The organism is Streptomyces sp. NPDC041191, assembly GCF_055591945.1.
Genome location: NZ_JBVIZC010000003.1, coordinates 57,751 through 70,712, shown reverse-complemented (window position 1 = coordinate 70,712; position 12,962 = coordinate 57,751). Strand labels below are relative to the sequence as shown.

10 protein-coding genes are annotated in these 12,962 nt (G+C 70.4%); 3 read left to right on the top strand and 7 right to left on the bottom strand.

All coding sequences use genetic code 11. From position 1 onward, the window contains the following. Positions 1 to 3: 3 nt before the first annotated feature. Positions 4 to 663, bottom strand: coding sequence for a histidine phosphatase family protein (locus ACZ6AQ_RS06305; protein ID WP_468757917.1), 660 nt, complete (start codon positions 661 to 663; stop codon positions 4 to 6). A 288-nt stretch (positions 664 to 951) separates the two neighbouring features. Between ACZ6AQ_RS06305 and ACZ6AQ_RS06300 the strand changes: the two genes are divergently transcribed. After that, a complete protein-coding gene (locus tag ACZ6AQ_RS06300) occupies positions 952 to 1,581 on the top strand; it encodes a TetR/AcrR family transcriptional regulator (protein WP_388694259.1) in 630 nt (209 codons plus the stop codon). Positions 1,582 to 1,587: 6 nt separating this feature from the next. On the opposite strand, the gene ACZ6AQ_RS06295 is transcribed toward ACZ6AQ_RS06300, so the two are convergent. After that, positions 1,588 to 2,193 (bottom strand): YdbC family protein, encoded by a 606-nt coding sequence (locus ACZ6AQ_RS06295; protein WP_388694261.1) that lies wholly within the window; start codon positions 2,191 to 2,193, stop codon positions 1,588 to 1,590. 262 nt (positions 2,194 to 2,455) lie between these two features. On the opposite strand from ACZ6AQ_RS06295, the gene ACZ6AQ_RS06290 reads away from it, so the two are divergent. Continuing rightward, positions 2,456 to 2,986, top strand: coding sequence for a TerD family protein (locus ACZ6AQ_RS06290; RefSeq protein WP_468757915.1), 531 nt, complete (start codon positions 2,456 to 2,458; stop codon positions 2,984 to 2,986). Positions 2,987 to 3,098: 112 nt separating this feature from the next. Here the strand turns inward: ACZ6AQ_RS06290 and ACZ6AQ_RS06285 are convergent, their stop codons facing one another. Continuing rightward, positions 3,099 to 5,996, bottom strand: coding sequence for a vitamin B12-dependent ribonucleotide reductase (locus tag ACZ6AQ_RS06285; RefSeq protein WP_468757913.1), 2,898 nt, complete (start codon positions 5,994 to 5,996; stop codon positions 3,099 to 3,101). Between the two features lie 177 nt (positions 5,997 to 6,173). Next, on the bottom strand, positions 6,174 to 6,683 hold the full coding sequence (gene nrdR, locus ACZ6AQ_RS06280; protein WP_468757912.1) for a transcriptional regulator NrdR: 510 nt from the start codon (positions 6,681 to 6,683) through the stop codon (positions 6,174 to 6,176). Between the two features lie 436 nt (positions 6,684 to 7,119). Between nrdR and lexA the strand changes: the two genes are divergently transcribed. Next, on the top strand, positions 7,120 to 7,908 hold the full coding sequence (gene lexA, locus ACZ6AQ_RS06275; protein ID WP_388694267.1) for a transcriptional repressor LexA: 789 nt from the start codon (positions 7,120 to 7,122) through the stop codon (positions 7,906 to 7,908). A 92-nt stretch (positions 7,909 to 8,000) separates the two neighbouring features. Here the strand turns inward: lexA and ACZ6AQ_RS06270 are convergent, their stop codons facing one another. The 3 genes from ACZ6AQ_RS06270 to ACZ6AQ_RS06260 form a co-directional block, all read right to left on the bottom strand. Next, positions 8,001 to 9,998 carry an ATP-dependent DNA helicase gene (locus tag ACZ6AQ_RS06270; protein ID WP_468757910.1) on the bottom strand — a complete coding sequence of 666 codons (1,998 nt, stop codon included), beginning with the start codon at positions 9,996 to 9,998 and terminating at the stop codon, positions 8,001 to 8,003. 37 nt (positions 9,999 to 10,035) lie between these two features. Further along, positions 10,036 to 11,805 carry an IucA/IucC family protein gene (locus ACZ6AQ_RS06265; protein ID WP_468757908.1) on the bottom strand — a complete coding sequence of 590 codons (1,770 nt, stop codon included), beginning with the start codon at positions 11,803 to 11,805 and terminating at the stop codon, positions 10,036 to 10,038. A gap of 246 nt (positions 11,806 to 12,051) precedes the next feature. After that, positions 12,052 to 12,825, bottom strand: a complete 774-nt coding sequence (locus ACZ6AQ_RS06260; RefSeq protein WP_468758551.1) for a GNAT family N-acetyltransferase — start codon at positions 12,823 to 12,825, stop codon at positions 12,052 to 12,054. Between the last annotated feature and the right edge of the window lie 137 nt (positions 12,826 to 12,962).

The window sequence follows — 12,962 nt, the reverse complement described above, 5'->3', positions numbered from 1 at the left end:
ACTCTATCCGGTGGGGCCGTACGGCTCCGGGGTACGCCAGCGTTCGAAGGGCCGGTCCAGGCGGTACCTCCCGTCGTCGCCGAGCAGAAGGACGCGCGTCTCGGCGTTGCCGGGGTTCGACAGGGACTCGAACTCCGCGACCGTCCAGTGGAACCAGCGCATGCAGAACAGCCGCATGGTCAGTCCGTGGGTGACCAGCAGGACGTTGGGCGGGTGATCGGGCGCCTCGAAGCTGCGGTACAGGCTCTCCAGGAACGCCCCGACCCGGTCGTAGACGTCCGCTCCGGACTCTCCCTGGGCGAAGCGGTAGAAGAAGTGCCCGTACGCGTCGCGGTACGCCTTCTGGAGGCGCACGTCCTCCCTGTCCTGCCAGTTGCCCCAGTCCTGCTCCCGCAGGCGCGGTTCCTCGCGCACCCGGACCTGTTCCGGAGGGAGCCGGAAGGCGTGGAGGGTTTCGTGGGTGCGCCGGTACGGCGAGACGTAGACGCTGACCGTCTCCTCTCCGAAGAGCTTCCTCAGTCGCTCCCCCGTCGCCTCCGCCTGCCGCCGGCCGGTCTCCGTGAGCCGCAGGGCATGGTCGGGCTCCCGTTCGTACACCGTGTCATCGGCATTGCCCTCGGACTCTCCGTGCCGTACGAGAACGATGCGCCGCGGTCGTGCCATACCCCGACCCTAGATCGCCGGTCTCCGACGGGCTCGACCGAGGGGCGCGGCGGGGGTCGGCTCGCCCGCGCCGTTCTCCCCCTCTGCCCCGATCCACTCCCCGGAGCACACGGAGCACGCGGAGAACGGAACGCGGGTGGAAGCGTGGTTCGCCACGGGGCACGGCGGCCTCGCACGACGGGAAAGGGCTGGACAAGGTCACCTCCGGGAGCGGATCACAAATGCGACGCCTGTTGCATTAGGATGAGCGTGACACGGTCCGCATCCCCGAGGCAACAGGAGGGGCACATGAATGACCCGATCGTGGAGCCACCGGCTCCCGCACCGGGCAGCAGGCGCCCCGGCGGGCGTACCGCCCGCACCCGGGCCGTCGTCCGCGACGCCGTCCTGACCGGCCTCTCCGAGCACGGCTATCCGGCCCTCACGATGGAATACGTGGCGGAGCACTCGGGGGTCCACAGGGCGACCCTCTACCGGCGCTGGGGCAGCGTCGAAGGGCTCCTCGCCGACGTGCTCGGCCTGGCGGGCGAGAGGGCCTGGACGCCTCCGGACACCGGCAGCCTCGCGGGAGACCTGCGCGCGCTCGCGCACGAAGTCGTCGACGCCTTCGGCGACCCCGGCGAGGCGGCCGTCCCGACCGCCTTCGTCGGCGCCGCCTTCCAGTCCTCCCGGGCCGCCGACGCCCTGCACGCGTTCTCCTCCGAACGCTTCCGCCGCTGCGAGGCCGTCGTCACCCGGGCCACCGCCCGCGGCGAGGCCCCGGACGGCACCGACGCCGCCGCCGTCGTCCGGGCGGCCCTCGCGCCCCTGCTGCTCCGGCTCTTCGTCACCCGTGAGCCGATCGACGGCGCGCTCGCGGACCAGGCCGCCCGCGCGGTGCTGGCGGGGGTCGCGGCGGGCGCGTTCGTGGCGGGTTGAGCGTCCTCAGACCGTCCAGGCCGGTTCGAGCCGCACCACGTCCCCGCTCAGCGCCGCCACATCGGCCGCGGTCCGGGCCCGCAGCCCGAGCCGCTCCACCCGCTCCTCCCGGTACTTGCCGTGCTCGGCGGCGGACTGCCACATCGAAAGCACCAGGAACTCGCTGCCGGGCGCCTCGCCGAACATGCCCCGCAACATGCCGGGGGAACCGGCCATCGCCGGGTTCCACACCTTCTCCTGCATGAGCGCGAAGTGCTCGGCACGCTCCTCGTGGACACGGCAGTGCGCCACCCTCGCCACGTCGGCGTCGGAGAACCGCGGCTCGAACCCCGTCTTCACGTCGAAGCGGTGGTCGAACAGCTTGACCTGGGCGTCCTTGAACGTGCCCGCCTGCGAGGACGCCAGCCGATCGTGCGACCGCGCCATGAACGAGTCGTAGAAGGCCCGGCTCTCCCAGAAGGCGAAGACATGGGCGACGTCCGGCCGGCCCCGGCTCCAACCGCCGCCCTGCCCCCGGAACCCGGGCTCGCCGAGCAGCCCCGCCCATTTCCGCTGCCCCCGCTCGAACCCTCGACGGTCCACCACGGTGCAGCGAATCCACTTGACCAGCACCGCGCCATCGTACGGGGCACGGGAGCGACCCGGCACCGCTCGACGAGCTTCTCCTGAGGACTCCGCCGTATCCGATTCGAGCCGGACAAGCGTCGAATTTCAGCTCGTCATCACTCCACGAACCACTCTCCCCCTCAAGCGCCGGGTCCCCTGTCGTAGGCACGTGACACCATGAACAACCGGCCCACGACCAAGGGCTTTCGAGCGGTACGGCGGTACGGGACGAGGCGTGCGCAGGGAGCGCGCGGAGAGGGGAAGCACCATGAGCGGACTCAACAAAGGGGTGGGACGGGTCGAGGTGACGCTCAAATGGGACCCGGCGCCGGCGGGCGCTCCGGCCCACGACCTGGACCTCGTCGCCGGTGTGTTCACCACCGACGAACCTCACGGAGCACCGGTGTACCTGGTGCACTTCGGCAGCCGTTCCCCCGACGGCACGATCACGCTCCACCGCGACAGCCGTACGGGCCAGGGCTTCGGCTACGACGAGGCCATGACCCTGGAGCTGGACCGCCTGGCGCCGCGGTACGCGCGCGTGGTGGTGGGCGTGGCCCTGCAACAGAACGGCGGGCGGCTGGCCTTCGGTGACGTGACGGGCGTCGGCATACGGGTGCGCGAGGGCTACACCGACCTCCTGGCCCACGACTTCACCGACGTACCGGACGCCCTGGCGGCGACGGTCGTGGAGTTCGTCCGCGACGGGACGGACGGCTGGGCGTACCGTCCGGTCAGCCGGGGCTTCGACGCCGACCCGCAGACCTTCGGCGAACTCCTGGGTTCCGTGGTCTCCTGAACGGCCCCGATACGGACGAGGGGCGCCGACCCTGTGGATCGACGCCCCCGGGCGGCCCGGCGCGCTCAGCGGCTCCCGCCGCTCACGAGCGCACCGGTCCGCCGTGGGCCGGTCAGCTGCAACCGCTGGTGGAGCCGCAGCCCTCGCAGATGTAGCAGGAGCCGGCCCGCTGCATCTTCGTGCCGCAGGAGAAGCAGAGCGGGGCGTCTGCGCTGATGCCGAGCTGCATCTCGACCAGTTCCGCCGAGGTGTGGACCTGCTTGGGGGCCGGAACCTCGGCCTTCGGAACCGGAGCGGTGGCGACGGCCTTCAGTTCCGGGGTGCGGGGGGCCGACTGGGCCAGGCCCTCGACATCGACGTCCTCGTCCTCGGGCTGTTCGTACGAGCCGGTGTCCAGGTGACGCTGGCGCTCCTCGGCCGAGTGGATGCCGAGGGCGGACCGGGTCTCGAAGGGCAGGAAGTCGAGCGCCAGGCGGCGGAAGATGTAGTCGACGATCGACTGCGCCATCCGCACGTCCGGGTCGTCCGTCATACCGGCCGGCTCGAAGCGCATGTTGGTGAACTTCGACACGTAGGTTTCGAGCGGGACACCGTACTGCAGACCGACGGAGACGGCGATGGAGAAGGCGTCCATCATCCCGGCGAGGGTGGAACCCTGCTTGGACATCTTCAGGAAGACCTCGCCGAGACCGTCGTCCGGGTAGGAGTTGGCCGTCATGTACCCCTCGGCACCACCGACGGTGAAGGAAGTGGTGATTCCCGGGCGGCCCTTGGGCAGGCGCTTGCGGACCGGGCGGTACTCGACGACCTTCTCGACGGCTTCGCGGATCGTCGCCTCGGACTTCGCGGTGACCTCGGCCTTCTCCTTCTCCTTCTTCTTGGCGGAGAGCGGCTGGCCGACCTTGCAGTTGTCGCGGTAGATCGCGAGCGCCTTGACGCCCATCTTCCACGCCTCGAAGTAGACCTCCTCGACGTCCTCGACCGTGGCCGTCTCCGGCAGGTTCACGGTCTTGGAGAGGGCCCCGGAGATCCACGGCTGGATGGCGGCCATCATGCGGACGTGGCCCATCGCGGAGATGGAACGCTCACCCATGGCGCAGTCGAAGACCTCGTAGTGCTCGGTCTTGAGCCCGGGAGCGTCGATCACATTGCCGTGCTCGGCGATGTGGGCGACGATCGCCTCGATCTGCTCCTCCTGGTAACCCAGGCGGCGCAGGGCCTGCGGGACGGTGCCGTTGACGATCTGCATCGAACCGCCGCCGACGAGCTTCTTGAACTTGACCAGGGCGAGGTCGGGCTCGAGGCCGGTGGTGTCGCAGGACATCGCGAGGCCGATGGTGCCGGTGGGGGCGATGACCGACGCCTGCGCGTTGCGGAAACCGTTCTTGGCGCCGAGGTGGATCACGTCCTGCCATGCCTCCGTGGCGGCGGCCCAGATCGGCGAGTCCAGGTCGTCCATGCGAACGGCCTTGGCGTTGGCGTCGGCGTGCTGCTTCATGACGCGCTGGTGCGGCTCGGCGTTGCGGGCGTAACCGTCGTACGCGCCGACGACCGCGGCGAGTTCGGCGGAACGCCTGTACGAGGTGCCGGTCATCAGGGAGGTGATGGCGCCGGCGAGGGCACGGCCGCCGTCGGAGTCGTACGCATGACCCGTCGCCATCAGGAGGGCGCCGAGGTTGGCGTAGCCGATGCCGAGCTGACGGAAGGCGCGGGTGTTCTCGCCGATCTTCTGGGTGGGGAAGTCGGCGAAGCAGATGGAGATGTCCATCGCGGTGATGACGAGTTCGACGACCTTGGCGAAGCGCTCGACCTCGAAGGACTGGTTGCCCTTGCCGTCGTCCTTGAGGAACTTCATCAGGTTCAGCGAGGCGAGGTTGCAGGACGTGTTGTCCAGGTGCATGTACTCGCTGCACGGGTTCGAGCCGTTGATCCGACCGGACTCGGGGCAGGTGTGCCAGCGGTTGATCGTGTCGTCGTACTGGATTCCCGGGTCGGCGCAGGCCCACGCGGCCTCGGCCATCTTGCGGAAGAGCGACTTGGCGTCGACCTCCTCGATGACCTCGCCGGTCATGCGGGACGTGAGGCCGAACGTGCCACCGGACTCGACGGCCTTCATGAACGTGTCGTTCACGCGGACGGAGTTGTTGGCGTTCTGGTACTGGACGGACGTGATGTCGTCGCCGCCCAGGTCCATGTCGAAGCCCGCGTCGCGCAGCGCGCGGATCTTCTCCTCCTCCTTCACCTTGGTCTGGATGAAGTCCTCGATGTCGGGGTGGTCGACGTCGAGGATGACCATCTTGGCCGCGCGGCGGGTGGCACCGCCCGACTTGATCGTTCCCGCGGAGGCGTCGGCGCCGCGCATGAAGGAGACCGGGCCGGAGGCGTTGCCGCCGGAGGAGAGCAGCTCCTTGGAGGAGCGGATGCGGGAGAGGTTCAGGCCGGCGCCGGAGCCGCCCTTGAAGATCATGCCCTCTTCCTTGTACCAGTCGAGGATGGACTCCATGGAGTCGTCGACGGACAGGATGAAGCAGGCGGAGACCTGCTGGGGCTGCGGGGTGCCGACGTTGAACCAGACCGGCGAGTTGAAGCTGAAGATCTGGTGCAGGAGGGCGTAGGCCAGCTCGTGCTCGAAGATCTCGGCGTCGGCGGGGGAGGCGAAGTAGCCGTGCTCCTCGCCGGCCTTCGTGTAGGTCTTCACGATCCGGTCGATGAGCTGCTTGAGACCGGTCTCGCGCTGCGGGGTGCCGACCGCACCGCGGAAGTACTTGCTGGTGACGATGTTGACCGCGTTCACCGACCAGAAGTCGGGGAACTCGACGCCACGCTGCTCGAAGTTGATCGAGCCGTCGCGCCAGTTGGTCATGACGACGTCCCGGTGCTCCCACGTCACCTCGTCGTACGGATGCACGCCGGGGGTGGTGTGGATGCGCTCGATGCGCAGACCCTTGCTCGCCGACTTGGTTCCCTTGGTTCGGGAACCACGTGCCGGGCCGCTCGCCGTCTCTGTCATGCCGCCTCCCATATACGGGCAAAACACACTTTGGCGCCCAGATAGTCCCAGGGCACCGTCTTCTGGTACGTCGTTCTGTACTGCTGCCACGAGGACCTTCAGGGACCTCGTGGCACGTCTGCCGGGCCGCGCGACGGCGGCCGGGTCGTCCGGGCCGTCGCCGGCCCGGACCGCCGGTCAGTCGGCGGCGGTGGCCGGAACGGGAACCCCCGGGATCGCGCCGGTTCCGGAATCCTCGGCGGAAGGCCGCACGCGGAGTTCCGCGATGGCGGCCTCGAAGTCCTCGAGGCTGTCGAACGCCTTGTACACGGACGCGAAGCGCAGGTACGCGACGAGGTCGAGTTCCCGCAGGGGGCCGAGAATGGCCAGCCCCACGTCGTGCGTGGTCAGCTCGGCGCTGCCGGTGGCGCGCACCGCCTCTTCGACGCGCTGGCCGAGCTTGGCGAGGGCGTCCTCGGTGACCGGCCGCCCCTGACACGCCTTGCGCACTCCGGAGATGACCTTGGTGCGGCTGAAGGGCTCGGTGACGCCGGAACGCTTCACCACCATGAGCGAGCACGTCTCCACCGTCGTGAAACGACGGGAGCACTCGGGACACTGGCGACGGCGCCGGATCGACGTCCCGTCGTCGGTGGTGCGGCTGTCGACGACACGGCTGTCGGGGTGCCTGCAGAAGGGGCAGTGCATTGGTTCCAGAGCCTCCCTCGCGGCACGACTGACGGGCCTCGCGCTGCCCGTGGGGGCTCCGCGAAGCGACCACCAGCATAGGCGATACGGGCACCCCCGGCAGACCGGGGACCACTACCCCTGGGTGGCCGGTGACATCCAACCACTAGATCTTGGGTTGGGCGGACTTCTGGCCCTTCCGCGTGTCGCGGCATGCCCGTTCCCGGGACCCCGCCTCGGCGGGTGTGGCGCAGAGGGGATCCGCCGGGTGATCGCGACCCAGCGGCGAAGGCTACCGGAACGCCCGGCCGGGGTTCCGAAGCAGCCCTGCGCATACACCTCTCTTCGTACAGGCGTAGGGCAATCTGCGAATTTTCACTCGAACGTGTGTTTGGCGCAACCTTTCGAAAGCTACTACCGTTGTGCCAGCCAGGGAGACCATTCGAGAGGGGCCGACGTGACCACCACCGCAGACAGTGCCACCATCACCGCCCAGGACCGCTCCCAGGGCCGACTCGAGGCGGTGCACGCCATGAGTGACGCGAACATGAACGGTGAGGAGGCCGGGCGTCCCGCCCGCGCCCTTCCCGGACGACCTCCTGGCATCCGGGCCGACAGCTCGGGACTCACCGACCGACAGCGCAGGGTCATCGAAGTCATCCGCGACTCGGTCCAGCGACGTGGCTACCCACCGTCGATGCGTGAGATCGGGCAGGCGGTGGGCCTCTCCAGCACCTCCTCGGTGGCCCACCAGCTCATGGCCCTCGAACGCAAGGGCTTCCTCCGCCGCGATCCGCACCGCCCCCGGGCGTACGAGGTGCGCGGTTCCGACCAGCCGAGCACCCAGCCCACGGACACCACCGGCAAGCCCGCCGCCTCCTACGTCCCGCTGGTCGGCCGGATCGCCGCCGGCGGTCCGATCCTGGCCGAGGAGTCCGTCGAGGACGTCTTCCCCCTCCCCCGGCAGCTGGTCGGCGACGGCGAACTGTTCGTCCTGAAGGTCGTCGGCGACTCGATGATCGAGGCCGCCATCTGTGACGGCGACTGGGTCACCGTGCGCCGCCAGCCCGTCGCGGAGAACGGCGACATCGTCGCCGCGATGCTGGACGGCGAGGCCACGGTCAAGCGCTTCAAGCGCGAGGACGGTCACGTCTGGCTGCTTCCGCACAACGCGGCCTACCAGCCCATCCCCGGCGACGAGGCCACCATCCTCGGCAAGGTCGTGGCGGTGCTGCGGCGGGTGTGACCCGTCCCTCCGGTTCCGACCGAGCCCCGGAACCCGCCGCGCCGGTTCCGGGGCCCCGCTCTGTCCGGAGAAGCGGAACCGGGGGTCGATCCTCAGACCTCCGCCGCCTTCGAGGCGGCGTCGATGGCAGCCAGCGACTTCCGCACCTGGTTGCGGTCCGTGGTGTACCAGAAGTCGGGCAGTGACGCCTTGAGGTAACTGCCGTACCGGGCCGTGGCCAGGCGGGGGTCGAGGACCGCCACGACGCCCCGGTCGCCGGTGGCCCGCACGAGGCGGCCCGCGCCCTGAGCCATCAGCAGGGCCGCGTGGGTCGCCGCCACCGCCATGAAGCCGTTGCCGCCCGCCTCCTCGACCGCCTTCTGCCGGGCGCTCGTCAGCGGATCGTCCGGACGCGGGAACGGGATCTTGTCCATGACGACCAGCTGACAGCTGGGGCCCGGGACGTCCACGCCCTGCCAGAGCGAGAGCGTGCCGAAGAGACAGGTCTTCGGGTCGGCGGCGAAGTTCTTGATCAACTCGCCCAGGGTGTCCTCGCCCTGGAGCAGGATCGGCAACTCCGGAATGCGGGTCCGCAGCTCCTCCGCCGCCTGCTGCGCCGCGCGCATGGAGGAGAAGAGGCCCAGGGTCCGGCCGCCGGCCGCCTGGATCAGTTCGGTGAGCTCGTCGAGCATGTCGCCCCGCTCCCCGTCGCGCGCGGGGCGGGAGAGGTGCTTGGCGACGTACAGGATGCCCTGCTTCGGATAATCGAACGGCGAGCCGACGTCGATGCCCTTCCAGACGGGCAGGTCGTCGCCCGTGACGCCCTCGGGAGCCAGACCGAGCGAGGCGCCGACGCCGTTGAAGTCGCCGCCCAGCTTGAGCGTGGCCGACGCGAGCACCACGGACCGCTCCGCGAACAGCTTTTCCCGGAGCAGGCCGGAGACCGTGAGCGGCGCGACCCGCAGCGAGGCGCCGCTGTACCGGGGGGCGACCCCGCCCCGGGGTTCGTGGCGCTCGTACCAGACGACGTCGTACTCGGACGCCTGGGTGATCCGCTCCGCGACGCCGTGGACGGTCTCCACGGAGGCCATGGCCTGCTTGCGCACGGCGTCCTCGTCCTGCACGGCCCGGTCACGGGTCGAACCCAGGGCCGTGATCACGGCACGGGCCGCGTCGCGCAGCGCCATCAGGGCGTACGCGAGGTCGTCCGGGATCTTCTCCAGGCGCCCCGGCAGGGCCAGCTCCATGACGCGTTCGAAACCCTCGGCGGCGGTCTGGAGCTGGTCGGCGATCTTCTCGTCCACGAGCTTCGCGGCCCGCCGCACCGCACGGTTGACCTGGCCGGGGGTGAGTTCTCCGGTGGCGACGCCGGTCACACGGGAGACCAGCTCGTGGGCCTCGTCGACGATCAGCACCTCGTGCTGCGGCAGTACGGGAGCGCCCTCGATGGCGTCGATGGCGAGCAGGGCGTGGTTGGTGACGACGACGTCCGCGAGCTTGGCGCGTTCCCGGGCCGCCTCGGCGAAGCACTCCGCCCCGTACGCGCACTTGCTCGCGCCGAGGCACTCCCGGGAGGAAACAGAGACCTGGGACCAGGCCCGGTCGGAGACCCCCGGCGTCAGGTCGTCCCGGTCACCGGTCTCCGTCTCGTCCGACCAGTCCCGCAGACGCAGCAGGTCCTGTCCCAGCTTGCTGGTGGGCGCGGCCGCCTCGAAGGGGTTGAAGAGGCCCTCCTCCTCGTCCTGCGGCACCCCTTCGTGGAGCCGGTGCAGACAGAGGTAGTTCGACCGGCCCTTGAGCATGGCGAACTGCGGGCGCCTGCGCAGCTGCGGATGCAGTGCGTCGACCGTCCGGGGAAGGTCGCGCTCGACGAGCTGGCGCTGCAGCGCCAGGGTGGCCGTGGCCACCACCACCCGCTCCCCCTGGGCCAGTGCCGGCACGAGGTAGCCGAGCGACTTGCCGGTGCCGGTGCCGGCCTGGACGAGGAGGTGGGAGTTGTCGTCGATGGCCTCGGCCACGGCCTCGGCCATGGCGACCTGGCCGGGCCGCTCCGTGCCGCCGACGGCGGAGACGGCGGCATGGAGGAGGTCGGGGAGGGATGGCTTCGTCATAGCCCTCCCACCCTACGGGGCGGCACCGACAGCCCGGTCACGCGAGCGGATTGGGAACCGTCCCGTGGACGGCGGCGTGGGGACGCCTCGGCCTGTCGCGGTAACCGTCCAGATGCAGACGGTTGCGGTTGAGGCAGAGCCGCTCGATGCGAGGGGTGAGGAGGTCGAAGAGTTCGAACCGCTCCTTCAGCTCGGGGAAACGCGCCTGGTGGCGCAGGATCTCGGCACGGACAAGGCCCCAGAAGTCCCGCTCGGGCAATCCCAGTTGGTCTTCACAGAGTGGTGCCAGATAGCGGAAGACGCCCACGAAGAGCCCCGAATGGATGAACTGGATCAGGAAACCGGGCTCTTCGGTCAACAGGATGGCGCGGACGTCATCCGGGAGGGTGGCGTGTTCGGGAAGCGGCTGGGCACTGATGTTCACATCGTCGACGAAGTCCTTGATCGCCAGACGAACGGGGACGTCCTCGTCGTCGTACACGACGATGGCGTTCTCCCCGTGGGGGGAGAAGACCGTGCCGTACCGGTAGAGGAAGTGCAGCAGAGGGGGGAGCAGAGCGGTGAAGAGGTGCCGGAGCCAGACGACGGGGGCGAGCCCGGAGCGTTCGACCAGTTCGGCGACGAACGCCCGGCCGTCCGGGTCCGTGTGGAGGAGGGAGGCGAGGGTGCGGGCGCGCTCGCCCGGGGGGAGCTTCAGGGGTTCGCGCCAGATGGCGCCGAGCAGTTCCTTGTACTGGTACGGGACTTCGGGCAGCCGGTCGTACAGGGGGTGCTCGACGGTGACGGAGGCGACCTCGCCGAGGAGGACCACGCGGCACTCGTCCCGCAGGAACGGGTCGGCGTCGCGCAGACCGTGGACCCAGGCGGTCACGGCCGGGGCGGCGAGGGTGCGTTCGGTCGGCAGCCCGCGCCAGACGAGGGTGTTCAGCACCGACAGCGGGAGCTTGACGGTGTGCCGGTCCGGACGATCGGTGTTGAGGAACGTGCGGACGGACTGCTGCGGCAGACGGAGGTCGCCGTCGGTGGTGAGCGGGACTATGGTTCCGGCGGCGACGGCCGGCGCGTAGAGCGGGAGCAGGATCTCGTCCCACTGCCAGGGGTGGACGGGCAGCAGGAGGTAGTCGTCGGCCTCGTGATCGCGCGCGGTGAGGGCGGCACGGAAGGCCGTGTGGACCTCGGGGTCGAGCTCGCGGGCGTAGAGGCGGCCGGGGCTTTCGAGGCCGGGGACGCCCCGGTAGGTGGCGAGGCGGTTGCTGACGGCGATCCACGGCAGCCGGACGGGGCGACGTGCCTCGGGCGCCCAGCGGGCGGCGTCGGTGGCGGAGAAGCCGACCCGTCCCTTGTTGAGGACGAGCCAGGGGTGACCGGTCTGGTGGCCTTCGAGTTCCGCGTAGGAGAGGTCGGCCAGCCGGTCCGCGGTGAGGGCCGCGTGGTCGAGGCGGGTGTCGGCGGCGAGGGTGGCGGAGAGTTCACGGATGAGATGGCCGAGGGTGGCGCCGTCGAGCCGGAGGAGACCGCGGGCACGGACCAGGAAGTCGAACGGGTCGGTCAGCGGCCGGCCCTCGTGGGTGATCGAGTCGGCCTCGACGCGCCAGCCGCCGTAGGCGCCGCGGAGGGCCCGGAAGGTGAGGGCGGTGCCGTCGTCGAGGCGCAGGCCGTACCGGTCGGGGGTGCCGTCGTCGACGGGGACGGGGTCGAGGATCTCCTCGTACGCGAACTCGGCGAGCGCCTTGGCGAGGAGGCGGGAGGACGCCCGGTTCCAGGCGGCGGCGTTCAGCTCGGGAGGTGCGAACAGAGCGGAGGGCACGGACGGATCGGCCGGTGCGAGCGGATCGGGCGCGGAGGCCGGGACGGAAACGGAAGGCGGGACGGAGGTGGAGGTCCGGGTGGGTGCGGGGGGTGTCCCTGCGGAGGGCTGGACCGGGATGCTCTCGGAAGCCCTCGCGGGAGGGGCGGGTGGTACGGAGTCGTGAGGTGCAGGGGACGTCGACACGGGGACTCCTCGGAGTGGAAACCGCTGTGGGTCAGCGGTGTACGCGGGACGGAGGGATGGTCACAGGACGTGGCGCAGGGCGCGGTCGCGGATCATGAGCGCCGCTCGTTTGCCGGGAAGGTCGACTTCCGTCGCGTAGCGGAAGCCGGCGCCCAGGAAGGCCGAGACGGAAGGGGTGTTGCGGATGTCGGGTTCGGCGATGACGCGGGTGCAGTGGGGACGGTGGTCGAGGACCAGGTCGGCGACGGCGCGCAGGAGTGTGGTGCCGATGCCTCGGCCCCGGTCCGTGGCGCCTCCGATCAGCAGGTGGATACCCGTGTCGTGGGGACGCGCCGGGTAGTGCCGGGCGAGCGGGTCGAGGTCTGCGCGGTAGATCTCGAAGTAGCTCATGGGCGTCGCGTCAAGCACGCCGAGGCAGGGGACACTCCGGCCGTCGCCCTCCAGTTGGGCACGCAGGTGCTCGGCGGTCGTGGCCGGGGGCCCGGCCAGCTCCCAGAAGGCGGAGACGACGGGGTCGTTCATCCAGGTTGTGAGGAGTGGCAGGTCCCGTTCGGGCCGGACGGGGACGAGCCTGAAGGAACCGGCCGGGGTGGCGACGGGGCTCCAGGTGGCCACGGCATCGAGCAGGTCGCCGTCGAGGAGCCCGCCCGGGGAGATGTCTCCCGGAAGGGCACTGTCCAGGGAGCGGTCTCCGAAGAGACCCGCGGAAAGGTCTGGGGCACGGAGACCTGTGGCGCGGGGTCCGGGGACGGGGTGATCGGTGGCGGGCCGACCGGTGGGAGCGGGACCGTGGTGCGGCGGGAGGCCACCGGGGAAGGCGGTGCCCGAAGGGATGGCGCGGGCCGGGACCGGGGCTCTCCCGGTGAGGAGGGCGACGACGACTTCGGCTCCCGGGGCGGGGGTGTCGTTCCCGGACGGATCGGCCGGGGGGCGGATGGGTGACACGCTGTCGCTCTCCTCTCGACGGGACG

Bases quoted from the DNA above. Each gene is read 5' to 3' on its own strand.
- ACZ6AQ_RS06305 (WP_468757917.1), bottom strand. From the start codon at position 663: ATGGCACGACCGCGGCGCATCGTTCTCGTACGGCACGGAGAGTCCGAG.
- ACZ6AQ_RS06300 (WP_388694259.1), top strand. From the start codon at position 952: ATGAATGACCCGATCGTGGAGCCACCGGCTCCCGCACCGGGCAGCAGG.
- ACZ6AQ_RS06290 (WP_468757915.1), top strand. From the start codon at position 2,456: ATGAGCGGACTCAACAAAGGGGTGGGACGGGTCGAGGTGACGCTCAAA.
- ACZ6AQ_RS06285 (WP_468757913.1), bottom strand. From the start codon at position 5,996: ATGACAGAGACGGCGAGCGGCCCGGCACGTGGTTCCCGAACCAAGGGA.
- nrdR (WP_468757912.1), bottom strand. From the start codon at position 6,683: ATGCACTGCCCCTTCTGCAGGCACCCCGACAGCCGTGTCGTCGACAGC.
- ACZ6AQ_RS06270 (WP_468757910.1), bottom strand. From the start codon at position 9,998: ATGACGAAGCCATCCCTCCCCGACCTCCTCCATGCCGCCGTCTCCGCC.